Source organism: Pseudomonas sp. UBA6323, assembly GCF_002439135.1.
In the GTDB taxonomy this organism is placed as follows: domain Bacteria; phylum Pseudomonadota; class Gammaproteobacteria; order Pseudomonadales; family Pseudomonadaceae; genus Aquipseudomonas.
The window spans coordinates 68,369-93,067 of record NZ_DJSX01000015.1 but is presented as its reverse complement, the minus strand read 5'-3'; the positions used below and the strand labels follow the sequence as shown (position 1 = coordinate 93,067).

21 protein-coding genes are annotated in these 24,699 nt (G+C 63.6%); 18 read left to right on the top strand and 3 right to left on the bottom strand.

What is annotated here, in order from left to right; translation table 11 throughout:
• The 3 genes from B3P22_RS04460 (at position 1) to B3P22_RS04450 (ending at position 2,449) form a co-directional block, all read left to right on the top strand.
• Positions 1–1,230, top strand: coding sequence for an electron transfer flavoprotein subunit alpha/FixB family protein (locus tag B3P22_RS04460; RefSeq protein WP_296270052.1), 1,230 nt, complete (start codon positions 1–3; stop codon positions 1,228–1,230).
• Positions 1,231–1,346: 116 nt separating this feature from the next.
• Entirely contained in the window at positions 1,347–2,120 is a 774-nt protein-coding gene (locus tag B3P22_RS04455; RefSeq protein ID WP_275545527.1) for an electron transfer flavoprotein subunit beta, read from the top strand.
• Between the two features lie 77 nt (positions 2,121–2,197).
• Complete coding sequence (locus B3P22_RS04450) at positions 2,198–2,449, top strand: hypothetical protein (protein WP_275545528.1); 252 nt, start codon at positions 2,198–2,200, stop codon at positions 2,447–2,449.
• Positions 2,450–2,611: 162 nt separating this feature from the next.
• Here the strand turns inward: B3P22_RS04450 and B3P22_RS04445 are convergent, their stop codons facing one another.
• Positions 2,612–3,709, bottom strand: coding sequence for a GlxA family transcriptional regulator (locus tag B3P22_RS04445; protein ID WP_197858004.1), 1,098 nt, complete (start codon positions 3,707–3,709; stop codon positions 2,612–2,614).
• Between the two features lie 628 nt (positions 3,710–4,337).
• On the opposite strand from B3P22_RS04445, the gene B3P22_RS04440 reads away from it, so the two are divergent.
• The 10 genes from B3P22_RS04440 (at position 4,338) to betA (ending at position 15,503) form a co-directional block, all read left to right on the top strand.
• Positions 4,338–5,234 (top strand): glycine betaine ABC transporter substrate-binding protein, encoded by an 897-nt coding sequence (locus tag B3P22_RS04440; RefSeq protein ID WP_197858005.1) that lies wholly within the window; start codon positions 4,338–4,340, stop codon positions 5,232–5,234.
• A 956-nt stretch (positions 5,235–6,190) separates the two neighbouring features.
• Positions 6,191–7,396 (top strand): quaternary amine ABC transporter ATP-binding protein, encoded by a 1,206-nt coding sequence (locus B3P22_RS04435; protein ID WP_197858006.1) that lies wholly within the window; start codon positions 6,191–6,193, stop codon positions 7,394–7,396.
• On the top strand, positions 7,389–8,267 hold the full coding sequence (locus B3P22_RS04430; RefSeq protein WP_197858007.1) for an ABC transporter permease: 879 nt from the start codon (positions 7,389–7,391) through the stop codon (positions 8,265–8,267). Before B3P22_RS04435 ends, B3P22_RS04430 begins: the two co-directional genes overlap by 8 nt.
• A 29-nt stretch (positions 8,268–8,296) precedes the next feature.
• The gene (locus tag B3P22_RS04425) at positions 8,297–9,241 is read left to right on the top strand and encodes a choline ABC transporter substrate-binding protein (RefSeq protein WP_296270051.1); all 945 of its coding nucleotides are present in this window, start codon (positions 8,297–8,299) and stop codon (positions 9,239–9,241) included.
• Positions 9,242–9,590: 349 nt separating this feature from the next.
• Positions 9,591–10,442 carry a glycine betaine ABC transporter substrate-binding protein gene (locus B3P22_RS04420; RefSeq protein ID WP_296270050.1) on the top strand — a complete coding sequence of 284 codons (852 nt, stop codon included), beginning with the start codon at positions 9,591–9,593 and terminating at the stop codon, positions 10,440–10,442.
• A gap of 148 nt (positions 10,443–10,590) precedes the next feature.
• Positions 10,591–10,950, top strand: coding sequence for a hypothetical protein (locus tag B3P22_RS04415; RefSeq protein WP_296270049.1), 360 nt, complete (start codon positions 10,591–10,593; stop codon positions 10,948–10,950).
• 10 nt (positions 10,951–10,960) lie between these two features.
• Positions 10,961–11,317 carry a hypothetical protein gene (locus tag B3P22_RS04410; RefSeq protein WP_296270048.1) on the top strand — a complete coding sequence of 119 codons (357 nt, stop codon included), beginning with the start codon at positions 10,961–10,963 and terminating at the stop codon, positions 11,315–11,317.
• An 84-nt stretch (positions 11,318–11,401) separates the two neighbouring features.
• Entirely contained in the window at positions 11,402–11,992 is a 591-nt protein-coding gene (gene betI / locus B3P22_RS04405; RefSeq protein ID WP_275545535.1) for a transcriptional regulator BetI, read from the top strand.
• Positions 11,993–12,187: 195 nt separating this feature from the next.
• Positions 12,188–13,660, top strand: a complete 1,473-nt coding sequence (gene betB / locus B3P22_RS04400) for a betaine-aldehyde dehydrogenase (protein WP_296270047.1) — start codon at positions 12,188–12,190, stop codon at positions 13,658–13,660.
• Positions 13,661–13,805: 145 nt separating this feature from the next.
• Positions 13,806–15,503 (top strand): choline dehydrogenase, encoded by a 1,698-nt coding sequence (gene betA / locus B3P22_RS04395; RefSeq protein ID WP_296270046.1) that lies wholly within the window; start codon positions 13,806–13,808, stop codon positions 15,501–15,503.
• 74 nt (positions 15,504–15,577) lie between these two features.
• On the opposite strand, the gene B3P22_RS04390 is transcribed toward betA, so the two are convergent.
• Positions 15,578–16,042, bottom strand: a complete 465-nt coding sequence (locus B3P22_RS04390; protein ID WP_275545538.1) for an REP-associated tyrosine transposase — start codon at positions 16,040–16,042, stop codon at positions 15,578–15,580.
• Between the two features lie 419 nt (positions 16,043–16,461).
• Here B3P22_RS04390 and mdtD point away from each other — a divergent pair, with 419 nt between their 5' ends.
• The 3 genes from mdtD (at position 16,462) to B3P22_RS04375 (ending at position 20,648) form a co-directional block, all read left to right on the top strand.
• Positions 16,462–17,886: a multidrug transporter subunit MdtD gene (gene mdtD, locus B3P22_RS04385; RefSeq protein ID WP_296270045.1), complete on the top strand. Its 1,425-nt coding sequence runs from the start codon at positions 16,462–16,464 to the stop codon at positions 17,884–17,886.
• A 49-nt stretch (positions 17,887–17,935) separates the two neighbouring features.
• A complete protein-coding gene (gene dbpA, locus B3P22_RS04380) occupies positions 17,936–19,312 on the top strand; it encodes an ATP-dependent RNA helicase DbpA (RefSeq protein ID WP_296270044.1) in 1,377 nt (458 codons plus the stop codon).
• 100 nt (positions 19,313–19,412) lie between these two features.
• On the top strand, positions 19,413–20,648 hold the full coding sequence (locus B3P22_RS04375; protein ID WP_296270043.1) for a diguanylate cyclase domain-containing protein: 1,236 nt from the start codon (positions 19,413–19,415) through the stop codon (positions 20,646–20,648).
• Here the strand turns inward: B3P22_RS04375 and B3P22_RS04370 are convergent, their stop codons facing one another.
• Positions 20,649–21,380 carry a substrate-binding periplasmic protein gene (locus tag B3P22_RS04370; protein ID WP_296270042.1) on the bottom strand — a complete coding sequence of 244 codons (732 nt, stop codon included), beginning with the start codon at positions 21,378–21,380 and terminating at the stop codon, positions 20,649–20,651.
• A 203-nt stretch (positions 21,381–21,583) separates the two neighbouring features.
• On the opposite strand from B3P22_RS04370, the gene B3P22_RS04365 reads away from it, so the two are divergent.
• Together B3P22_RS04365 and B3P22_RS04360 are read left to right on the top strand one after the other, a co-directional pair.
• On the top strand, positions 21,584–22,768 hold the full coding sequence (locus tag B3P22_RS04365; RefSeq protein ID WP_296270041.1) for an NAD(P)/FAD-dependent oxidoreductase: 1,185 nt from the start codon (positions 21,584–21,586) through the stop codon (positions 22,766–22,768).
• Between the two features lie 111 nt (positions 22,769–22,879).
• The gene (locus B3P22_RS04360; RefSeq protein ID WP_296270040.1) at positions 22,880–24,691 is read left to right on the top strand and encodes an SLC13 family permease; all 1,812 of its coding nucleotides are present in this window, start codon (positions 22,880–22,882) and stop codon (positions 24,689–24,691) included.
• Positions 24,692–24,699: the final 8 nt, after the last annotated feature.

Genomic DNA, 24,699 nt, shown 5'->3' with positions numbered 1-24,699 from the left:
ATGAGCGACATCATCCGCCGTGACCCACGCGCCGAGTGGATCGCCCGCAACCGCCTGCACCCGTTGCATGCGTCGATGCAGAAGGCCGAAACCAGCTGGATGGGCCCCAACGGCATCATCCGCAAGAACCCGCACGCCATCGCTGCCGGGTTCATCGGTCCGGCCGGGCTCAAGCGTATCGACCGCAGCGGTGCCCAGCAGGGCACTGCCGGCAAACGCAGCAGCGCCAGCGTCGAGGTCCAGCTGCCGCTGCACGTCATCGAGCAACCGGCCTTCCACATCTGCGTGGTGCCGGACATGGTCGGCGGCCGTCTGTCCAGCCATGACAAGGACCTGCTCGGCCTGGCCCGCAAACTGGCCGGCGACAGTGGCGCTGTAGTGGCCGTGGTGTTCGGCGAGGACAAGGAAAGCGCCTTCGACACGGCCGGCGTCGACCGTCTGCTGCGCATCGTCGGCGACACCTTCGACGGCTACGCGCCGGAAGCCCGCGTACTGGCGCTGAGCGCTGTGGAAAGCCAACTGGCGCCACGCCACTGGCTGCTGCCAGACAGCCGCACCGGCGGCGGAGAACTGGGCCGGCGCCTAGCCGCCAAGCTCGGTGAGCGCCCTGCCACCCGTGTTTGGCAGGTCGCAGGCGAGCAGGCCATCGGCCGGGCTGGCAATGGTCAGCAGGATCTCCAGCGCGCGCTGCCTCGCCTGGTCCTTGCTGCCGCCGAATGCGCCGAGCCGGTCAGCGAAACCCGCCATGAAGTCCGTCCGCTGGAGCTGGCCGAGAAAGTCGCCCACAGCCTGCCGCGCATCGAGGACCTGGGCCCGGTTGCCGTGGACCCGGCACAGATTCCCATGGCCGAGTCCGAATTCATTCTTTCCGGCGGCAACGGCGTGAAGGACTGGGACCTGTTCCACCAGGCCGCCGTCGCCCTTGGCGCCACCGAAGGCGCCTCGCGCGTGGCGGTCGACGATGGCTTCATGCCGCGTGATCGTCAGGTCGGTGCCACGGGGACCTGGGTCACCGCTCGCGTCTACCTGGCCGTCGGTATTTCCGGCGCCATCCAGCACCTGCAAGGCATCGGCGCCTGCGACAAGGTGGTGGCGGTGAACATGGATCCCGGCTGCGACATGATCAAACGTGCCGATCTCTCGGTGATCGGCGACTCGGCGGCGATCCTTCGCGCGCTGATAGAGCGTGTCGCCGCCTGGCGCCAGGAGAGCAAGCGTGAAGCGGCCTGATCCTCACGAATACTCTCTCGTGGGAGGGGCTTCAGCCGCGACAGATCGCGCGCATGGCCATATCGCGGCTAAAGCGGAGTGCCGCCCAGCCGCTCCCACTGTTCGAGGTTGCCCAAATGACTGATCTGAATATCGTCGCCCTGGTCTCGGTCGGCGCCCACCCGACCTCCGCTCGCGCACGCCGCGCCGAGCAGGACGCCCGCGCGGTGGAACTCGGCCTGCGCCTGGCCGGGCAGAATCTGCAATTGCTGCATGCCGGCGACCCGCAGGCCGAAGCCTTGCGCGGTTACCTGGGCATGGGCCTGGAACAGCTCGACGTGCTGGAACAGCCGGAAGGCGCAGACGCCCTGCCGCTGCTGGTCGACTACCTGCAAGGCAGTCGCACGCAGTTGGTACTCACCGGCAGCCAGGCGGAAACCGGCGAAGGCTCGGGCATGCTGCCGTTCCTGCTGGCCGAACGTCTGGGCTGGCCGATGGTGGTCGGCCTGGCCGAAGTGGAGAAGGTCGAGAACGGCGTGGCCCAAGTGCTGCAAGCCCTGCCACGTGGCCAGCGCCGTCGCCTCAAGGTACGCCTGCCGTGTGTTGCCAGCGTCGATAATGCGGCCCCGGTCGCACGCCAGAGCGCCTTCGGCCCGGCTCGCCGTGGCCAGGTCGAAGCCCACGAAGTCACCGTGATCGACGATCCGCTGCTGGCTGAGGCCAGCCTGCAGCCGGCCAAGCCGCGGCCAAAACGCCTGAAGGTGATCAAGGCCAAGACCGGTGCGGAACGGATGAAGGCGGCGACGGCCAAAGCCAGTGGCGGCGGCGGTCAGGTGCTCAAGGATGTCTCGCCACAGGACGGCGCGGAGGCTATCTTCAAGCTGTTGATCGAAGAAGGCGTCCTGCGCTAACGGGCGGTTGGAAAACCGCCTGCATTGCCGCTTCGCCTACGCTGTTAAAACCAGCTTTGCCACAAGGAGTCATGACCATGATGCACGCCGACCTGATCGACCAGGAAGATTTCCGCGAACGCCTGGTTGCACTGGGGCTGAGCATTCCCTCGGGCGCCACGCCGGAGCAATCCTGCGAGCTGGCCGTCAGCGGCCTCAGCCCGGAGCGTGCCGTGGCCCTGCGCCGCCTGGTGGAAGAGTTGCTCGGCGGCAACGCCACGCTGCTGCCCAATGTGCGCGAAGCCATCAGCCGGCACCTGCTGCCGGCACTGGTACCGAAGCAGGCCTGACTTAGATCGGTGGGCTGAAGCCCACCCTACAACGACTACAATGCACCGCGCCGGGTGGGCCGGGCGGCGATCCGCTTCAGCCCACCACAAACAGCCAACACAGACCACCACTCAAAACGAAACGGGGCGCCAGTGGCGCCCCGTTTTTCATTGCGTCTCGTATCAGATCCGCACACTGGCGAAGGTCGATTCGCCCTGGGCGCGACTCAACGCCAATACCGCACTGGAGTTGATCTGCTGCTGTTCGGGAATCGGCAGCAGCACCACCAGGTTGTGCCCCTGCTGGCCGGCACGCTCGTCGCGCGGCGGAATGCCGAAGTATTCGCGGTAGCACTTGGAGAAGTGCGGAGTGGAAACGAAGCCGCATACCGAGGCCACTTCGATGATCGACATGCTGGTCTGCTTGAGCAACTGACGCGCACGAATCAGACGCAACTTGAGGTAGTAGCGCGACGGCGAGCAGTGCAGGTACTTCTGGAACAGACGCTCGAGCTGGCGACGGGAAATGTCGACGAAACAGGCCAGCTCATCGAGGTCGATCGGCTCCTCCAGGTTGGCCTCCATCAGGGCGACGATCTCTTGCAGCTTCGGCTGATTGCTGCCGAGCATGTGCTTGAGCGGTACGCGCTGATGATCCTGCTCGTTGCGGATACGTTCGTAGATGAACATCTCGGAAATGCCCGCAGCCAGTTCACGCCCGTGCTGCTGGCCGATCAGGTGCAGCATCATGTCCATCGGCGCGGTGCCGCCGGACGAGGTGTTGCGATTGCGGTCGATGGAGAACAGGCGGGTGGTGATGGCCGCGCGCGGGAAGGCTTCCTGCATCGAAGCGAGACACTCCCAGTGCACGCTGCAATCGTAACCATCGAGCAGCCCGGCCTTGGCCAGCGCCCAACTGCCGGTGCATACGGCGCCAACCTGACGGCCCTGGCGTGCCTGCAATTGCAGCCAGCTGACATGCTCACGCTTGACGCTGTGCTGGATGTCCACACCACCGCAGACGATCACCGCATCCAGTGCCGGCGCGTTCTGCATGGCGGCATCCGGGGTGATCTGCAGGCCGTCACTGGCGCTGACGGGCAGGCCATCGAGCGTGAGCGTGTGCCAGCGATACAGCTCCTTGCCGGAGAGCTGGTTGGCCATGCGCAGGGGCTCCACCGCCGAGGCAAGGGAAATCAGAGTGAAATTATCCAAAAGCAGGAAGCCGATGGACTGGACGGCACGGTTCTGGGGTTGCGCCCCTTGGCTGGACTGCGACATCGATGAAACCCTCACGCTAAGCACGGTGTCGGCCCGACAGTGGCGGACCGTAGTTTTGTTATGTGCTGATTCGAGACCAGCTGGTCATATAAATCAGGCAAAGCCCATGCCGAAATTGATCAAGCCTTCAATAAAAAATCATGCCCTCGCCAACTGGGCTTTCCAAGGCTCGACACTGCACCTGCAAATGAGCCAGGAGGGCCGTTCTCAAGGGCCTCTGTGCATTTCGGTAGCACTACGAGGATAACCCCCACTCAGAGGTTCATAGGGAGTAACGGATGGGCGGTAACAGCACCCTGAGACGGTCGTTCCAGACTGGATTGGAACGCACCAAAAGCTGGCGAAAAACACTGCGTTCGCCCCAGCCCGGCTCAAATGCGGTTTGCCTTGAAATGGGCAATTCGCAACCCCGGCATCCGTACATTCACGGATGGAAAGTGGCGCCGTAAACGATCGCCAATTTCTTTCGATGCCCGCTGCGTTCCCACCCCATCCGCAGAGGTAACAGGTAAGGAATGGCAAGCGGCCATCCTGGGTATGCGGAGGTCGTTTTTCACCATGCAGGCGGCCCGCCATTTGCTTTCTAGTCAGCAACTCAATTTCTCTTTCGAACAGGCAGGTGTGATCCATGAACAAACTCGCTCATTGGCTAATCGCATTCAGCCTGTTCTACGGCTCCGGCCTGCAGGCCGCCGAGGCCGAACGCTGTGAGCTGATCACCCTCGCCGATGTCGGCTGGACCGATATCACCATGACCACAGCCGTCGCCCGCCTGGTACTGACCGATCTCGGCTATCGCACCCAGGTAAAGCGGCTGTCACTGCCCGAGACCTATCAGGCGCTCGCCGACGGCAACGTCGATGTCTTTCTCGGCAGCTGGATGCCGGCACAAGGCCAATTGGCAGAGCCCCATCTGCAAAGCGGACGCATAGAAAAGCTGCAAACCAACCTGCCCAGCGTGCGCTACACCCTCGCCGTACTGGAACCCGCGCATAAGGCCGGCCTGCAGGACTTCGCCGATATCCATCGCTTCAAGGACGAGCTGCGTGGCCAGATCTACGGCATCGAACCTGGCAACGAAGGCAACGAAATGGTCAAGACCATGATTCGTGAGAACGTCTTCGGTCTGCGTGATTTCACCTTGGTGGAAAGCAGCGAGAAGGGCATGCTCAACCATGTCGAGCGCGCCCAGCAGATGGGCCGTTCCGCGGTGTTTCTCGGTTGGGAGCCGCACCCGATGAACGACCGGCTACGTATGTTCTACCTCTCCGGTGGCGATCAGTATTTCGGCCCCAACTATGGCGCGGCGCAGGTCAATACCGTCACACGCGGCGGCTTCGCCAACGAATGCCCGAACGTGGCCCAGCTGTTTCGCAACATGGTTTTCACCATCGCAGCGGAAAACCAGTTGATGAGTGGCGTACTCGAAGGCAATACCAACCGACGGCGCGTGGCCAAACAGTGGCTGGACAAGAATCCCGAATTGGTCAACGGCTGGCTCGTCGGCGTAAGCAGACGCCCCTGAGAAATGCATAAAAAAATCCGGAAAAATCCGGTTCAAGACGATAAAAAATCGGCATCTTGCTCGTTCATACAAAACTCGAGGCGATCGTTTCCCTCCTGTTTTGATGATTGCATCGGCTGCCAGTAACCATCGGGCCGCGCACGAACCTTTTCGACGCAAAATGATCTTTTTCAACTCGCCGCTGTCAATTTTTTTCAACACAAGCGCAGCCCCCGTCCTACGGCGCCTGCAGCCCGATCAGCGAGCGGGAAACCGCGCCGCACGCGGGTTTCAGGGTTGGCCTGAGGGTAAAAAAGTCTGTTAAGGTTTTTAACGCGTGTGCCGCACCACTCATTCGAAACCTCACCAAGGGAGGGATTAAAAATCGTGGACTCATCCCACACCGCCAGCTCGATAGCATGTGGAAAATCGCTAAACACGCAGCGGACAGCGCCATGTCGTCGCCCAACATGTCAGAGTCGCAAACCGATAATTGCGCAGCCTCCAAGGCTATATCGTTGAGTCAGCCGATGACGTCGCTGCCGACTCCTCAGAGGAGCGGCAGACTGGGGCCCCACAACCCCGGACCGAAGAACAGATAAGCGCTGGCCCACCACCACGGGCGCCGGCCCAACAAGAAATTTCGGATGTACGCATGTTCCAGGACGGAGCATGAACCCCCAAGGGACTGGATTTCGAAACACTGCCAGAGGGTTTGGAAAGCGGTTTGCAGCACGGCAAGGCAACGATCACTCATCTACACGATTCAACGGCGCGACGGTCTATGACAACTGTCTGCGTTTCGTCTGAACGTGCCCGAGTTCAGGCTCCCGCCAGCGCAGCGAAACGTTCGCCAACCTCGACTTTCAGAAAACACCCACAGATATCAGAGGTCTGTCACTGCGGTTCTACGCTTCGATGATGCGTACCCAGCCGTGCCAGCGCCCACTGGATGCCGATTGAAGGGGAAATGTCCCATGCAGTCTGGAAAGATCGTGGTCGAACACCTGTACAAGGTTTTCGGCTCAAACCCACAAGAAGCCATTGGCTTACTCAAGGAAGGCTGGAGCAAGGAAAGGATCCTCGCCGAGAAAGGCGCGGTAATCGGAGTCAGCGACGTGTCGTTCAGCGTCGAGGAGGGCGAGATCTTCGTCCTCATGGGCCTTTCCGGCTCCGGCAAATCCACCCTCATTCGTCTGATCAACCGCCTGGTCGAACCCAGCGCCGGTGATGTCTACATCGACGGCCAGAACGTGGCCAAGCTGCCGCAATCGCAGCTGATCGAACTACGCCGTCGCGACATGAGCATGGTCTTCCAGTCCTTCGCCCTGATGCCCTCACGCAGCGTGCTGGACAATGCCGCCTTCGGCCTGGAAGTCGCTGGCGTCGGGCGCAAGGAGCGCGAGCAGCGTGCGATGGAAGTGCTCGAACAGGTCGGCCTCGCCCCCTTCGCCAGCAAGTATCCGCACGAGCTCTCCGGCGGCATGCAGCAACGCGTTGGCCTGGCCCGCGCCCTGGCGGTGAACCCGTCGATGATCATCATGGACGAGGCCTTCTCCGCCCTCGACCCGCTCAAGCGCCGCGAGATGCAGGACGTGCTGCTGGAGCTGCAGAAAACCCACCGCCGCACCATCATCTTCGTCTCCCACGACATCGAAGAGGCCATGCGCATCGGTACCCGCATCGGCATCATGGAAGGCGGCAAGCTGGTCCAGGTCGGCACCCCGCAGGAACTGATCGAGAAGCCGGCCAACGACTACGTGCGCAACTTCTTCGACACCGTGGACACCAGCCGCTATCTCACCGCCGGCCAGCTCAAGGCCGACAGCGTGCCGACCTACGTGCACAACGGCAAGGCGCCGGACGCGGCGAAGATCTGCAAGGAGCTGCAGGCGCTGGACAAGCACTACGCCTTCATCGTCGACGAGCAGAACAACTTCCAGGGCTCCATCAGCCTCGAGAAGATCGCCCTGATGGTCGACGGCGACGAGCCTCGGCCGCTGGATTCCGATGCGCTCAAGCAGGTGGTTCCGGTTCCTGAAAACATGCCACTGGAAGACGTCATCACCCGTCTGGTGGACAACGAAGGGCCGATCCCGGTGGTGGATGCCGAAGGTCATTATTGCGGCGCCATCAGCAAGGGGCGTCTGCTGACCCGCCTGCAGGGGGAATCCAATGAGTGACAAGAAACTGGACCTGGGCAGCTGGGTCAACGACGTGGTCCAGCACCTGCTGGACAACTACAGCGGTGTGTTCGACAGCATCGGCCAACTGGTCAGCGGTTTCTCCGAGGGCATCGAGAACCTGCTGATGCTGCCGCCGGCCTGGCTGCTCATCGCCATCTTCGTCGGCCTCGGCCTGTGGCGCATCGGCGTGCGCTTCGCGATCTTCACGGCGGTGGCGTTCATCCTCATCGTCCTGACCGGCTTCTGGGAGCAGACCGTGGTCACCCTCGGCCTGACCTTCTCCTCGACATTGATCAGCCTGCTGCTGGGCATCCCGCTGGGTATCTGGGCCGCACGCAGCGAGCGCGTGGCGACCATCATCCGGCCGATTCTCGACTTCATGCAGACCATGCCGGCGTTCGTCTACCTGATCCCGGCGGCGATGCTCTTCGGCCTGGGTCGCGTGCCCGGCATCATCGCCACGGTGATCTTCGCCATGCCACCGGCAGTGCGCCTGACCAGCCTGGGTATTCGCCAGGTGAACAAGGAAATCGTCGAGGCCGGTCAGTCGTTCGGCTGCACCAGCCGCCAGCTGCTGTTCAAGGTGCAACTGCCCAACGCCATGCCGTCGATCATGGCCGGGGTCAACCAGACCATCATGATGGCCCTGTCGATGGTGATCATCGCCTCGATGGTCGGTGCGGGCGGCCTGGGTAACGACGTGCTGGCGAGTATCCAGCGCCTGGATATCGGTCTAGGCTTCGAAAGCGGCATGGCCGTGGTGTTGCTGGCGATCATCCTCGATCGCATCACCGAAAGCTTCGGCACCAAACAGACTGCCAAGCGCGGCGTGTTCGCCTGGTTCAGCGGCAAACTGCAGCGCCAATAACTACTTTTTCACTTCACAGGGAACCGCAGATGAAATCGTTCAAGACCACCGCCGCCATTGGCCTGCTGTCCTGCGCATTGATGCAGGGCGCCATTGCCGCGGAGCCGGCGAGCTGCAAACAGGTGCGCTTCGCCGAGATCGGCTGGGCCGACATCGCCGCCACCACCGGCGTGGCCATGACCCTGGTCGAAGGCCTGGGCTACCAGCCGCGCAAGGTCATGGCGTCGGTACCGATCGCATTCACTGGCGTGAAGAGCGGGCAGGTCGATGTATTCCTCGGCTACTGGGCGCCCTCGATGGATTCGGTGATCGAGCCGTTCCTCAAGGGCGACGGCGTCAAGGTGTTGCCCAAGGCCAACCTCGAAGGCGCCAAGTACACCCTGGCCGTACCGACCTACGCCGCCGAAGCCGGCCTGAAGAGCTTCCAGGACATCGCCAAGTTCAAGGATCAGCTGGGCGGCAAGATCTACGGCATCGAACCGGGTAACGACGGCAACCTGCTGATCGACGGCATGATCAAGAACAACCAGTTCGACCTGGGCGACTTCCGTATGGTCGAGTCCAGCGAAGCCGGCATGCTGGTACAGGTGTCGCGCGCCATCAAGAAGAAGGAGCCGGTGGTCTTCCTCGGCTGGGCGCCGCACCCGATGAACACTCAGCACGATATCACCTACCTGTCCGGTGGTGACGACGTGTTCGGCCCCGACTATGGCGCAGCCAAGGTTTACACCGTGGTACCGCCGGATTACGAGGCGCGCTGCGAGAACGTCGGCAAACTGCTGAACAACCTGCAGTTCACCGTCGATATCGAAAGCCAGCTGATGGAAAAGGTACTCGAGAAGGAAAACCCGCAGAACGTCGCCAAGGAGTGGATCAAGGCCAACCCGGCGATCCTCGACCAGTGGCTAAGCGGCGTGACCACCTTCGACGGCCAGGACGGCGTCGCTGCCGTGAAGAAACACGTCGGGCTGTAACCGCACCCGACTCGATTCGGGCTCGAACCTCGCGGTTCGGGCCTGGAAACCTCCTCGCTGAACGATAGCGGCCAATTTGGCCGCGACGGTGAGGTTTTGCCCGCGAACCGGCAATCTGCAACGCAACACGGTTCGCAAGGCCCGCAATGAGAACGAGCCAGTCAACACTTTGCAACTGCCACTCTAGAGGAGGGTTACAAACCCAGCGAGCGACGGCCAGGCAAGGCGAAATGGGCCGAGAAAGCGCAATGTACGAGCCGTACATGAGCATTTTGAGGCTGATTTCAACGCAGCATGGCCGAGCACAGAAGTTTGTAGCCTTGCTCTCAACTGACGGAGCACTAATAACATGCGCGTACTCAAACACCTCTGCCTCGGCGCCGCCGCCCTGGCCATCGGCATGGGCAGCGCCCTGGCCGCCGACAAACCCACCCTGAAGATCGGCTACGTCAACGGCTGGGACGACAGCGTTGCCGTTACCCATGTCGCAGGTGAAATCCTGCAAAGCCGCCTCGGCTACACGGTCGAGCTGAAACCGGTCGAACCCGCCATCATGTGGCAGGGCGTCGCCCGCGGCGACCTCGACGCCACCCTTTCCGCCTGGCTGCCAGCCACCCACGGCGAGTACTACGAGAAGCTCAAGGACAAGGTCGAGATCCTCGGCACCAATTATTCCGGCGCCAAGATCGGCCTGATCGTGCCGGACTACGTTCAGGCCAAGACCATCGAAGACCTGGAGAAATACGCCAAGGACTTCGACGGCAAGATCACCGGTATCGACGCCGGTGCCGGCGTGATGCGCCGCACCGAGGACGCCATCAAGGAATACAACCTGGACAGCATCAAGTTGATGCCAAGCTCCGGCCCGGCCATGGCCACCGCCCTGACCCGTGCCGAGAAGGCGCAGAAGCCGATCGTGGTCACCGGCTGGATTCCGCACTGGATGTTCGCCAAATGGAAACTGCGCTTCCTCGAAGATCCGAAGAAGGTCTTCGGCGACGACGAGCGCGTCGACACCGTGGCCAACCCGCAGCTCAAGGGCAAGGCCGGCGACGCTGCCGCCTTCCTCAGCAAGATCTCCTGGAGCGGCGAAGAAGTCGGTTCGGTGATGCTTGCCATTCGTGAAGGCGCCAAGCCGGATGAGGCTGCCAAGGACTGGATCGCCAAGAACCCGGATCGCGTCGACAGCTGGCTGAAGTAAGCCACGCACCTGCAACACCATAAAGCGGGCTTCGGCCCGCTTTGTCGTTCTGCCGGGTCAGTTCAAGTTTTCGGACATCACCACTGGGACATGGACGGCATGCCCTCTAGACTCTCGCCCCCCCGAAAACGAACAGACCGAGAACGCAATGAAAAGTACCGCCGTCGTCTTCGCCACTATTGGCTGTCTTACCCTGCTGACATTCCTGTTCGTCTACACCAGCTCGATCAACATTTTCCTGATCTGGGACGCAAAGACCTACCGCTATCTGGCCATCTGCGCCGGGCTGATGATCGCAGCCATCTTCGGGGCGGCTCTGCTGGCGGCCGGCAAGCCCGGTACCTCGGGGCTGGCCATCGCCGTCCTGCTGCTTACGGCACTGATCACCCAGTTTCTGTTCGGTTTCGATCTGTATACCGTCATGGCGGTCGGACTGTTGTACGTCGCCGCGCTGATCGAATGCACCGCCCTGCCCTCGGAAGCCGCCGAGGAGTCTCAACAGCCTTGATCGACGCGGTATGAGCAAGAAGCTCCGACACCTTCACAGGCGGCCGGCTCGTAACGAACTGGAGCGCTGGATACAGGCCGTTACCAACCGGCCGGAGGGCTATAAGCTGCTGCTTCTGCCCTATCTTCCTGCCTGGCTTGCGCCAGCTTCCTGGGGCCTTTGGGGAATTGGTGCCGGCGCGTTTGGCATGTTCATTTGCCTGACGGTCGCCCTGTATTCCATTCGTTGCAACGAGCGTACGCTGACTGGCGTGCTGTACGTCGGGGACGCACGTAGCGTTACCAGGCTCTTCTTCAGCCACCTGTTGCAGGGGCTGGGCCTGAGCACCGCCCTGTTTCTGCCACATCTTCTGCTTACAGGCCGCTGACTGCAGACACCGCAGCACGCATTGATTGATCGCTCAGTCAAAAACTGCCTAGACTTCGGCTCCTTGCCCCTCATGGAGAGCCCCATGCCCAAGGTCGGCATGCAGCCCATTCGCCGTTCGCAACTGATCGCCGCCACCCTGGAAGCCGTAGACCAGGTCGGCATGGCCGACGCCAGCATCGCCTATATCGCCCGCCTGGCCGGTGTTTCCAACGGCATCATCAGCCACTACTTCAAGGACAAGAACGGTCTGCTCGAAGCCACCATGCGCCACCTGATGCAGGCGTTGCGTGATGCCGTCGCCCAGAGGCGCCAGGCGCTGGACGACGACAGCCCGCGCGCGCACCTGAAGGCGATGATCGATGGCAACTTCGACGACAGTCAGGTCAGCGGCCCGGCGATGAAAACCTGGCTGGCGTTCTGGGCCAGCAGCATGCACCAGCCGGCCCTGCAGCGCTTGCAGCGGGTCAATGACCACCGCCTGTATTCCAACCTCTGCGGCCAGTTCCATCGCGCCCTGGAGCAAGACCAGGCGCGCCTTGCCGCTCGCGGCCTGGCTTCGTTGATCGATGGCCTGTGGCTGCGCGGTGCGCTCTCCGGCGAAGCCTTCGACACCGACCAGGCGCGCCGCATCGCCTACGACTACCTCGACCTGCAGCTGGCCAAGGCCCGTTAGGGTTTGCCGGCGGCGAGACCTCAGAAGCTCGATCCTTCCTGACCCTGGTGGGCTAAAGCCCACCCTACGGCTGCGTGGGTTGCTCACTTGGTATGTCGCGTTTGGCTGCGCCTTGTCGTTTTTATTGATTGATCGTTCAATTTAAATAAAATAGGCTGTTCTCCAAGCAGATTGACCGAGTTCAGAGGACAGCCCATGCCCCGTTTCGCCGAACAGCAGCTCTACATCGGCGGCCAGTACGTCGCCGCCAGCAGTGGAGAAACCTTCGACAGCATCAACCCGGCTACCGGTGAGGTGCTGGCTAAGGTGCAGCGCGCCAGCCAGGCGGACGTGGATCGTGCCGTGGCCAGCGCCGCCGAAGGGCAGAAGGTATGGGCGGCGATGACGGCCATGCAGCGCTCGCGCATTCTGCGCAAGGCGGTGGATATTCTCCGTGAGCGCAACGACGAGCTTGCCGAGCTGGAAACCCTCGACACCGGCAAGCCGCTTTCCGAAACCCGCTACGTCGATATCGTTACCGGTGCCGACGTGCTGGAGTACTACGCGGGCCTGATCCCGGCCATCGAAGGCGAGCAGATCCCGCTGCGCGAGACCTCTTTCGTCTACACCCGTCGCGAGCCACTGGGCGTGGTCGCCGGCATCGGCGCGTGGAACTACCCGATCCAGATCGCCCTGTGGAAATCCGCCCCGGCCCTGGCTGCAGGCAACGCGATGATCTTCAAGCCCAGCGAGGTCACCTCGCTGACCGCGCTGAAGCTGGCCGAGATTTACACCGAGGCCGGCCTGCCCGCCGGCGTGTTCAACGTGCTTACCGGCAGCGGCCGCGAGGTCGGCCAGTGGCTGACCGAGCATCCGGGCATCGAGAAAATCTCCTTCACCGGCGGCACCGTCACCGGCAAGAAGGTGATGGCCAGCGCCTCCAGTTCCAGCCTCAAGGAAGTGACCATGGAGCTGGGCGGCAAGTCGCCCTTGATCGTGTTCGAGGACGCCGATCTGGATCGCGCCGCCGACATCGCGGTGATGGCAAACTTCTACAGCTCCGGCCAGGTCTGCACCAACGGCACCCGCGTGTTCGTGCCGCGCATGCTGCAGGCACGCTTCGAGGCCAAGGTTCTGGACCGGGTCAAGCGCATACGCCTTGGCGATCCGCTGGATGACGCCACCAACTTCGGCCCGCTGGTCAGCTACGCGCACATGGAGAACGTGCTCGGCTACATCGACAAGGGCCGCAGCGAAGGCGCACGCCTGCTGATCGGCGGTGCGCGCGTGACCGACGGCGAGTACGCCAACGGCGCCTACGTTGCGCCGACCGTGTTCACCGATTGCCGGGACGACATGACCATCGTGCGCGAGGAAATCTTCGGCCCGGTGATGAGCATCCTTATCTACGACGATGAAGAGGAAGTGATCCGCCGCGCCAACGACACCGACTACGGCCTGGCCGCTGGCGTGGTGACCCGCGACCTCAACCGTGCGCACCGGGTGATCCACAAGCTGGAAGCCGGTATCTGCTGGATCAACACCTGGGGCGAATCGCCAGCCGAGATGCCGGTGGGCGGCTACAAGCAGTCCGGCGTCGGCCGCGAGAACGGCCTGGTCACCCTCGGCCACTACACCCGCATCAAGTCGGTGCAGCTGGAAATGGGCGATTACACCTCGGTGTTCTGACAGCCATGCCATGTAGGAGCGGATTTATCCGCGATGCCTTTCGCGGATAAATCCGCTCCTACAAAAACGTCCCCCCGTAGCCTGGATGCAATCCGGGAATAGTCACCGCGTTTTCCCGGATCGCAACCGGGCAGCAGGAGGAGCCATGACTCAGGAATTCGACTACATCATCATCGGCGCCGGCTCGGCCGGTAATGTTCTGGCCACCCGCCTGACCGAGGATGCAGACGTCAACGTGCTGCTGCTCGAAGCCGGCGGCCCCGACTACCGCCTCGATTTCCGCACCCAGATGCCCGCCGCCCTGGCCTTCCCCCTGCAGGGCCGGCGCTACAACTGGGCCTACGAGACCGACCCCGAGCCGCACATGAACAACCGCCGCATGGAGTGCGGACGCGGCAAGGGCCTGGGCGGCTCGTCGCTGATCAATGGCATGTGCTACATCCGCGGCAACGCGCTGGACTTCGACAACTGGGCCAAGGCCAAGGGCCTGGAAGACTGGACCTACCACGACTGCCTGCCCTACTTCCGCAAGGCGGAAACCCGCGACATCGGCCCCAACGACTACCACGGCGGCGACGGCCCGGTCAGCGTGACCACGCCCAAGGTCGGCAACAACCCGTTGTTCCACGCCATGGTCGAGGCCGGCGTGCAGGCCGGTTATCCGCGTACCGACGACCTCAACGGCTACCAGCAGGAAGGCTTTGGTCCGATGGATCGCACCGTGACCCCCGAAGGTCGTCGCGCCAGCACCGCCCGTGGCTATCTGGATCAGGCGCGGGGGCGGCCCAACCTGACCATCGTCACCCATGCCACCACCGACCGCATCCTGTTCGACGGCAAGCGCGCCAGCGGCGTCAGCTACCTGATCGGCAACGCCAATGACGCCTCCGTGGCCCGTGCCCGTCGCGAAGTGCTGCTGTGTGCCGGGGCCATCGCCTCGCCGCAGATCCTGCAGCGTTCCGGCGTCGGCCCGGGCGAGCTGCTGCGCAGCCTGGACATTGATGTCGTGCACGAACTGCCGGGCGTCGGCGAGAACCTGCAGGATCACCTGGAGATGTACCTGCAGTACGCCTGCACCCAGCCGGTGTCGCTGTATCCGGCGCTCAAGCTGCTCAACCAGCCGGGCATCGGCGCGCAGTGGCTATTCACCGGCCACGGCATCGGCGCCAGCAATCAGTTCGAGGCTGGTGGTTTCATCCGCACCCGCCCCGAATTCGCCTGGCCCAACATCCAGTTTCACTTCCTGCCGGTGGCGATCAACTACAACGGCAGCAACGCGGTGAACGAGCACGGCTTCCAGGCCCACGTCGGCTCCATGCGCTCGCCCAGCCGCGGGCGTATCCAGCTCAAGTCGAAGGACCCGCGCCAACACCCAAGCATCCTGTTCAATTACATGAGCGCCGATCAGGACTGGCAGGAGTTCCGCGATGCCATCCGCATCACCCGCGAGATCATGAGCCAGCCGGCACTCGATCCGTACCGCGGCCGTGAGATCAGCCCAGGCATCGACTGCCAGAGCGATGCCGAACTGGACGCCTTTATCCGCGAACATGCGGAAACCGCCTTCCACCCCTCGTGCTCGTGCAAAATGGGCGAGGACGACATGTCGGTGGTCGACGGCCAGGGTCGCGTGCACGGTTTGCAAGGTCTGCGTGTGGTGGATGCTTCGATCATGCCGGAGATCATCACCGGCAACCTCAACGCCACCACCATCATGATGGCCGAGAAGATCGCCGACCGGATTCGCGGGCGCCAGGCGCTGCCGCGCAGCACCGCGCCCTACTTCGTCGCCGGCGAGCGACCCGTGCGCGGGCAACCACAGCGGGCGGCCTCGGCGGCCTGACATCCAACATCGGAGGGGCCTGCGGCCCCTATCGCGAATGAATTCGCTCCTACATATTCAATCGCGCTCAGTGCTTACAGCCAGATTGCATCCCAATGCGGATAGTCCGCCACGTGTTGCGCCAATCCGGCCCTGAGCGGATTGGCCACCATGTAGCGTGCCAGGGCGCGCACGTCGTCCTCCTGGCGAACCGCCCGGTCGTGATAGCCCGGCTGCCATACCCGGCCCTGCACGGCATGCTCGCGGTTGATCGCCTGAGCACTGCGCGCCTTCAGGTGCTTGACCAAGCGGGCCAATCCGCCGTGATCTAGGGTCACCAGCCAATGCAGATGATCCGGCATAACCACCCAGGCCAACGAACGGGCCAGCCCCTCTGCCTCGCAATGGCGCATCTGCTGAATCAACAGGCGGGACGTGACGAAATCCAGGAAGAGCGGGCGGCGCCCGGCCGTCACGGTGGTAATCATGTAGCTGCGCCCGGCCTCGGAAAAGCGGCCGACGCGCAAGCTGCGCGCATGAGGGTAGATATCGTCCGGCATTCCTTTGCCTCCTGATCCTTCGTTCGTAACACCCTAGACCAGTCCCGCCGACATGGCGACCAGAACGGTCGCCCCCGCAAGCCCCACCCTGTAGGAGCGAATTCATTCGCGATCCTCGTAGCATCGGTGCCACACCCTATCGCGGATAAATCCGCTCCTACCGATCGCCGTCCAACCCTACGCACTGCCAGCCGCCGCTCCCGCATGTAGGAGCGAATTCATTCGCGATCCGCCAGCACCGGAGCCATACCCTATCGCGGATAAATCCGCTCCTACTGATCGCCGCCCAACCCTAGCGGGCCCGAGCCGAACTGCCTTGCATGTCGGATCGAATTTATTCGTGCCAGCGCCGTCGAACGGGAGCACTTCCCGCGATAATGGCGGAGCGGCCACTGCCGCCCTTCACTGCCGGACGCCTCATGCAACCCACGCTCAGCCAACTCGACCCACGCACCGCCCGCCTGCTGCCATGGATAGTCGCCATCGCCTTCTTCATGCAGACGCTGGACGGCACCATTCTCAATACTGCGCTACCGGCCATGGCCAGCGATCTCGGCGAAAATCCCTTGCGCATGCAGTCGGTGGTGATCGCCTACATGCTCACCGTCGCCCTGCTGATCCCCGCCTCGGGCTGGATCGCCGACCGCTTCGGTACGCGACGCATCTTCTTCGGTGCCATCGCCCTGTTCAGCCTCGGCTCGCTGCTCTGTGCGATATCGGAATCGCTGAGCATGCTGATTGGTGCGCGGGTCATCCAGGGCCTCGGCGGCGCGCTGATGATGCCGGTCGGGCGCCTGGTGGTGCTGCGCGCCTATCCGCGCTCGGAGCTGGTGCGGATCATGAGTTTCATCACCCTGCCCGGCCTGCTCGGCCCGCTGATCGGCCCGAGCCTTGGCGGTTGGCTGGTAGAAGTGGCCAGCTGGCACTGGATCTTCCTGATCAATCTGCCGGTGGGGCTGCTCGGCTGCTGGGCGGCGCTGCGGCATATGCCCGACCTGCGCGGGCCGGAACGCAGCCGCTTCGATACCGCCGGTTTCCTGCTGTTCGGCGCCGCCATGCTGCTGATCACCGTGGCCCTGGAAGGTCTCGGCGAACTGCACCTGCCGACCATGCGCGTGGTATTGCTGTTGCTCGGTGGCATGGCCTGCCTGGCCGCCTACTGGCTGCGCGCCGGGCGCATCGAACACCCCTTGTTCGCGCCCAGGCTGTTTCACACCCGCAGTTTCGCCGTGGGCATCATCGGCAACCTGTTCGCCCGCCTCGGCAGCGGTGCGCTGCCCTTTCTCACACCGCTGCTGCTGCAACTGGCGATGGGCTATTCGCCCGCCCAGGCCGGCATGAGCCTGATCCCGCTGGCGCTGGCAGCGATGGCGGCCAAACCGCTGGCCAGGCCGCTGATCGAACGCCTCGGCTACCGCAACATCCTCACCAGCAACACCCTGCTGCTCGGTGCACTGATCGCCAGCCTGGCGCTGGTGGACGGCGACACCTCGACGCTGCAGTTGATCATCCAGCTGAGCCTGATCGGTGCCTGCAACTCACTGCAGTTCACCGCAATGAACACCGTGACCCTGATCGACCTGGACAACCGTGACGCCAGCAGCGGCAACAGCCTGCTGTCGGTGGTGGTGCAACTGGCGATGGGCCTTGGCGTCGCCTCGGCGGCGGCGCTGCTCAGTGGTTTCAGCCGTGAGCTGGGCGGCAGCGAGCACGTGCTGCAGGCGTTCCAGGCCACCTACCTGTGCGTCGGCCTGCTGTCGATGCTGGCCGCTGCGATCTTTCTGCAACTGGACGCGAAAGAGGGTCGAGGCGGGCGCAGCATCGAGGTTTCAGCGGACGAATGAGCGGGCCTGCTACACTGCCGGCCTGTTTCTCCATGCCCGAGCTCCTGCCGTGACCGCCAACGCCTTCGCCAGCCTGCCCCTTTCCGCCGCCATGCAGGCCAACCTCGCCGCCATCGGCTATGCCGAGATGACGCCGATCCAGGCCGCCAGCCTGCCGCTGATTCTCAAGGGCCGGGATCTGATCGCCCAGGCCAAGACCGGCAGCGGCAAGACCGCCGCCTTCGGCATCGGCCTGCTGCACCCGCTCAACCCGCGCTACTTCGGTTGCCAGGCGCTGGTGCTGTGCCCGACACGCGAGCTGGCCGACCAGGTCGCCAAGGAGATCCGCCGTCTGGCGCGCGCCGCCGACAACATCAAGGTACTGACCCTGTGTGGCGGTGTGCCCTTCGGCCCGCAGATCGGCTCGCTGGAGCATGGTGCCCACGTCATCGTCGGCACACCGGGGCGCGTGCAAGAGCACCTGCGCAAGGGCACGCTGAAGGTCGACGGCCTCAACACCCTGGTGCTCGACGAGGCCGACCGCATGCTCGACATGGGTTTCGTCGACAGCATTAGCGAGATCATCGAACAGACTCCGGCGCGCCGGCAGACCCTGCTGTTCTCCGCCACCTACCCAGCCGGCATCGAGCAACTCGCCGCGCGCTTTCTGCGCACGCCCGAGCGGGTCGAAGTCGAGGCGCTGCACGACGATGATCAGATCGAGCAACGCTTCTACGAAATCGCCCCCGGCCAGCGCATGCAGGCGGTCAGCACCCTGCTGCGGCATTTTCGCAAGCAGCCGGTGGTGGCCTTCTGCGCCACGCGCCAGCAGTGCGACGAGCTGGCCGCGCAGCTGGAGGCCGAGAAGATTTCTGCCGCGGCGCTGCATGGCGATCTGGAGCAACGCGAGCGCGACCAGATTCTCGCCCTGTTCGCCAACCGCAGCCTGAGCGTACTGGTGGCCACCGACGTCGCTGCCCGTGGCCTGGATATCGCCGGGCTGGAGATGGTGATCAACGTCGAGCTGTCGCGCGATGCCGAAGTGCATATTCACCGCATCGGCCGTAGCGGACGCGCCGGTGACAAAGGCCTGGCGCTCAGCCTGGTGGCGCCAGCCGAAGCCGGTCGAGCCCAGGCCATCGAAACCCTGCAGGGCAAGGAGCTGGCCTGGTATCCGCTGCCTGCCGCCAAGTCTGCTGGCGAACCGCTGCTGCCGCCGATGCATACGCTGTGCATCGGTGCCGGACGCAAGGAGAAACTGCGCCCCGGCGACATTCTCGGGGCCCTGACCGGCGATGCCGGCATCCCGGGCGATCAGGTCGGCAAGATCGCCCTGTTCGATTACCAGGCCCTGGTTGCCGTGCAGCGTGACGTGGCGCGCCAGGCTCTGAAACGCCTGAGCGAAGGCAAGATCAAGGGCAGAACGCTGCGCGTACGTCTGTTATAAGAAGTTGCTCGTGATCGAGCGCACTCGCTCTGCCTCGCAAGATCGCGCACGACTTCCGGGGCTGATATAAAGGATCAAACGGCCTGGGCCGGAGTTACCCATGCGCAATATTCTGGTCATCGAAGACAGCCCGCTGGTCCTGAAGATCCTCGAGCATCTGTTCCGCCAGGAAACCGATCTGGAGCCGATCTTCTGCGCCTCGCTGGCTGAGGCCGAGGTGATGCTGGAGACCTCCGCTTCGCTGTTCTTCGCTGCCATCGTCGACCTGCACCTGCCGGACGCACCGGACGGCGAAAGCGTCGATCTGGTGATGCGCTATCAGCTGCCGTGCATCGTGCTCAGTGGCAGCTACAACGAGCAGCGGCGCGACGATCTGCTGATGAAAGGCGTGGTCGACTACGTGCTCAAGGAAAGCCAGCACTCCTACGAGTACGCCTTCCGCCTGCTGCACCGGCTCGATCAGAACAGCCATATCAAGATTCTCATCGCCGACGACTCCGCGGCGCAGCGTCATTACATCCGCCATATTCTCGAACCGCATCACTATCAGCTCATCGAAGCCAGCGATGGCAAGGAAACCCTGCGCCAGTTGAACGAGCACCCCGACCTCGACCTGCTGGTGCTCGACCATGCCATGCCCGGCGTCAGCGGCTTCGAGCTGGTCAAGCTGCTAAGACAGAAGCTGCGCCTCAATGACCTGATCATCATCGGCGTTTCCGCCGACCCCAAGGGCTCGCTCAGCGCCCAGTTCATCAAGCACGGTGCCGACGATTTCCTGCGCAAGCCGTTCTGCCCGGAAGAGTTGAACTGCCGGGTGATGTCCACCCTGGAGCGCCGCGACCTGTTGCGCGCGCTGAAGAAGGCGGCGCAGTTCGACGCCCTAACCGGCCTGAACAACCGCCGCGCCTTCTACGAACAGGGCCTGCAGATGCTGCAGCAGGCGCAACGGGAAAGCCGCGAAGTCAGCGTGGCGATGCTCGACCTCGATCACTTCAAGCAGATCAACGATGGCTTCGGCCATGCCAGCGGCGACAGCGCCCTGGTGGTGTTCGCCCGGGCAATGAGCAATGCCTTCCCCGACATGCTGCTCGGCCGCCTGGGCGGCGAGGAATTCGCCCTGCTCACCCTGCATGGCGCAGAGCACGTCGCTCAGGCATTGGAGAGATTGCGTCGCCAGTGCGCCGGGCTGCACTACACGGTAGGCGCCCCGCCGCTGTCGTTCAGCGCCGGACTCTATCAGGGCGAACCGGAAGACCTGGAAAGCCTGCTGCATGAAGCCGACATCCGCCTGTATCGGGCCAAGCAGCAGGGCCGCGCACGTACGGTCGTGGTCTGATCAGGGACTGTGCCGCTGCAGCGTGGCGGCGTAGCTGCCATCGTCCTTCATGGCCTGGATCGCCTGGTCGAAGCGGCTGGCGATCTCGCCGTGGTCGCTACGGCTGCGGCTGATCAGGACATAAAGCCCGTTTTCACTCAGCGGCAGGGGCAGGAACTCCAGCTCGTCGCGCATCGAACTCAGCTCTCGACCCAGGTGGTAGCGCGCCACCAGTTCGTCCTCCAGCGCCAGGGGCACCCGCCCGGCATGCAGCATACGCGCAGCGATCTCGAAGCTGCCGACGCCGACCTTGCGCAAATGCCGGTCGTTGTCGAACTCCCTGGAATAGGCATACCCCCTGACCACCGCAATGCTGTGCGGGTAAAGATCGGCCAGGCGTTCGAAATGGATGTTGTCGCCCTTGCGCTGCAATAGACGGATGCGATTGAACAGATAAGGCCGGGAGTAGTACCCGTATTCGGCGCGCTCGGGACTGTACCAGGCGTTGATCAGCACATCGTAGTCGCCCCGCTTGAGTCCCCGCACCGCACGCTCCCAGGGCACTTCCACGTAGCTGGTGCGGTAGCCGGCGCGCTTGAACGCCTGCTCAACCAGGTCGCTGGCCAGGCCTTTGCCCGGTAGCCGCTGATCGGTGAAGGGCGGCCATGGGTCGGCCACCAGACGTAACGACTCGGCTGAAGCCAGCGCCGAGGACAGCAGCAGGAAAAAAAGCCAGACGCGTACAGCGGGCATTGGCGACGACCCATTGGAATTATTCGGTGTAGTGATAGCAGGCTCAGCCTTACCCGTCACTGTCTCCAGTTTGAGACAACCAACCAGGCGTTGATGGTTCACGTAAAGAGTGCAGGCAGACCGGCGGACGAGGGTCGCTTCGGGTAAACTTCGCCGGTTTTCGCGCAGCCCGTCCATGCCTGCGATCCACCCGAGGGCCTCTCGTGTTGCAAACCGACGTACTGATCATCGGCGCAGGCGCCGCCGGCCTCATGTGTGCTGCCACGGCCGCCGCCCGTGGCCGCCGGGTGCTGGTGCTCGACCACGCCAACAAGGCCGGCAAGAAAATCCTCATGTCCGGTGGCGGTCGCTGCAATTTCACCAATATGTACTGCGAGCCGGGCAACTTCCTCTCCGGCAACCCGCACTTCTGCAAGTCCGCCCTGGCGCGCTTCACCCAATGGGACTTCATCGGGTTGGTGGCCAAACATGGCGTGCCCTACCACGAGAAGAAGCTCGGCCAACTGTTCTGCGATAACAAGTCCAGCGACATTCTCGAGTTGCTGCTGGCCGAATGTGCCGAGGCTGGCGCGCAGATTCGCCTGGACACGGCGGTGCAGACTATCGACAAGACCGAGAGTGGCTTCCTGCTGCACAGCGACCTCGGCCAGATAACCTGCCAGTCTCTGGTCGTCGCCACCGGCGGTCTGTCGATCCCCACCCTTGGCGCCACCGGCTTCGGTTATCAGGTCGCCAGCCAGTTCGGTCACGAACTGCTGCCGACCCGTGCAGGCCTGGTGCCCTTCACCATCACCGACCCACAGCTGAAGGCGCTGTGCACGGAGCTGTCCGGCACCTCGGTGGAAGACTGCCGGGTTAGCTGCAACGGCCAGAGCTTCGTCGAGAACATACTGTTCACCCACCGTGGCCTGTCCGGCCCGGCGATCCTGCAGATTTCATCCTACTGGCAGCCGGGCGACACCGTGCATATCGACCTGCTGCCGCATATCGACCTGCCCGAGTGGCTGGCCACGCAGCAGCGCGAGCGCGGCAACAGCGAGCTGAAAACCCTGCTGGCCGAGCTGTTCACCAGGAAGATGGCGACGTTGCTGGTGGACAGCTGGTTCACCAACAAACCACTGAAGCAGTACACGCCGAGCGAACTCAAGGCGATTGCCGAGCGCCTGTCCGACTGGCAGCTGGTGCCGGCCGGCACCGAGGGCTATCGCACCGCCGAGGTGACCCTGGGCGGGGTAAATACCGACGAGGTGTCGTCGAAAACCCTGGAATCGCTCAAGGTGCCGGGGCTGTATTTCATTGGCGAAGTGCTGGACGTCACCGGCCACCTCGGCGGCTTCAATTTCCAGTGGGCCTGGGCTTCGGGGTACGCCGCCGCGCAATACGTCTGAGGCGCGAAATATTGCGCACCATCCGCTGGCGCGACGGGAACTGCCAGCGCGGCGCAGACTCTGCTATGAACAGCAGACGCGAAGTTGCGTACCACAGGGACAGTCCCACGCATGAACCTCGAACAAGGTCAGATTTTCATCATCCTCCTGGCCAGCATGGGCCTGTTCATCTGGGGCCGCTGGCGCCATGACGTGGTGGCGCTCGGCGCCCTGCTGGCCTGTGTGATCGTCGGTCTGGTACCCGAACGCGAAGCCTTCACCGGCTTCGGCCACCCGGCGGTGATCACCGTCGCCTGCGTGCTGGTGCTCAGCCACGGCCTGCAACGCACCGGCGCGGTCAGCCGGCTGGCGCAACGCTTGCTGCCCAGCGGCGCCGGCGTGCTGCTGTCCATCGCTGCCCTGACCGGCCTTGGCGCGCTGCTCTCGGCATTCATGAACAACGTCGGCGCCCTCGCCCTGCTGATGCCCATCGCCCTGCAGATCGCCGCACGCCTGGAACTGCCGCCGGGGCGCGTGCTGATGCCGCTGGCCTTCGGCACCATTCTCGGCGGCATGACCACTCTGATCGGCACACCGCCGAATCTGATCGTTTCCAGCTTCCGCGCTCAGCATGGCGGTGGCCCCTTCGCCATGTTCGACTTCAGCCCGGTCGGCGTGGCCGTGGCCCTAGCCGGCGTACTGTTCATCACCCTGCTCGGCTGGCGACTGGTGCCGAAACGCGAGGTGGGCAACGCCGCCAGCTTCGACACCGGCCACTACCTGACCGAGGCGCGGGTCAAGGAAGGCGGCAAGGCGCAGGGCAAGACCCTGCGCGAGATCGAGCAACTGCTCGACGAAGCCGACGCCCAGGTGGTGGCCATGGTGCGCAACAAGCTGCGCCTGACCGCGCCAAACCCGCGGCGCGTGCTGCAGGCCGACGACGTGCTGGTGATCGAGGCCGACCCAAAGGAGCTGGGCGAGGTGCTCGGCCAGCTCGATCTGCTGCTGGAGGCCGAGCGCGAGGCCGAGGAAGCCGAACAGAAGGAAGACAAGGATGGCGAAACGGAGAAGAAGGTCAGCAACAGCGAGGAGCGCGCCATGCTCGAGCTGCTGGTCAAACCCGACTCCTCGCTGATCGGCCGCTCCGCCAGCAGCACGCGCCTGCGCAGCCGCTACTCGATCAACCTGCTGGCCATCTCCCGGCAGAGCCATCGCTCCATCAAGCGCCTGCGTTCGACCCAGTTCCAGGGCGGCGACGTGTTGCTGATGCAGGGCAGCGCCGAGGATATCGGCGAGTTCGCCAACGATTATGACTGCGTGCCGCTGGCCGCGCGGGCGATCAACATTCCCGACCCTAGCCAGGCCAACCTCGCGCTCGGCATCATGCTGCTGGCCATCGCTGCGGCCGCCTTCGGCCTGCTCTCGGCAGCGATCGCCTTCGCCAGCGGCGTGCTGGCCTACATGCTGCTGCGCCTGATACCGCTGCGCGCCGTCTACGAGTCCATCGACTGGCCGGTTATCGTGCTGCTCGGCGCCCTGATCCCGGTGGCCGGAGCGATGTCTTCGACCGGTGCTGCCGACCTGCTGGCAAGGGTGCTGATGGAACACCTGGCCCAGGGCAACGCCATCATCACCCTGACCCTGCTGCTGATCGTCACAATGACCCTGTCGGACTTCATGAACAACGCGGCGACCGCTGCGGTGATGTGCCCCATCGCCCTTAGCGCCGCCAGCCAGCTGGGCGTCAGCCCGGACGCGCTGTTGATGGCGGTGGCCATCGGCGCCTCCTGCTCGTTCCTCACGCCCATCGGCCACCAGAACAACACGCTGATCCTCAGCCCCGGCGGCTTTCGCTTCGGCGACTACTGGCGCCTGGGCCTGCCGCTGGAAATACTCGTGGTGCTGATCAGCGTGCCTCTGCTGCTTTGGGTGTGGCCGCTGTAAAAATGGGG